Source organism: Staphylococcus sp. 231237_7MaSpsaltlick, assembly GCF_043107035.1.
In genome coordinates, this window is the sequence record NZ_JBICNX010000376.1 from 1 (window position 1) to 442 (window position 442).

The window sequence follows — 442 nt, forward strand, 5'->3', positions numbered from 1 at the left end:
CTTTTAATGACCCACTTAAAGTACTGAAAAAGACTTGACTGGAAGTAAGTCCTGAAGCGATGTATGCACTGTATGCAGGAACACCAAATAGTGGCGGTAATAATAAAATAGCTGGATAAATAATGATAGCACCACCGATACCTACTAGACCCGAAATAAAGCCTCCGAATACACCTATAAGTAACATCATAATAACAGTTGAAATATCCATTATTTACTTTTTACCAATAAGTTAACGGCTTCATTAATCAATTCTTCAGAATTTTCACCATTATCCTCTGCTGCCTTTACACATTCTATTAAATTTTCACTAATGATAATCCCCATCAAACGTTGGATTGAACTTTTTGATGCACTGATTTGAGTAATGACATCTTTACAATCTTTTTCTTCTTCCATCATTTTAATAACTCCATTGAGTTGACCTTGTATTCTATTAATA

General features: G+C 33.0%; 1 protein-coding gene and 1 pseudogene. Both read right to left on the bottom strand.

Features of this window, described 5'->3' with window-relative positions; genetic code table 11:
* Window positions 1-211 (bottom strand): annotated as a pseudogene (locus ACF91D_RS31965) (sulfite exporter TauE/SafE family protein); the annotation flags it as partial.
* The gene (locus ACF91D_RS31970) at window positions 211-441 is read right to left on the bottom strand and encodes a metal-sensitive transcriptional regulator (protein ID WP_392438732.1); all 231 of its coding nucleotides are present in this window, start codon (window positions 439-441) and stop codon (window positions 211-213) included. The gene ACF91D_RS31970 and the pseudogene ACF91D_RS31965, both read right to left, overlap by 1 nt.
* Window position 442: the final 1 nt, after the last annotated feature.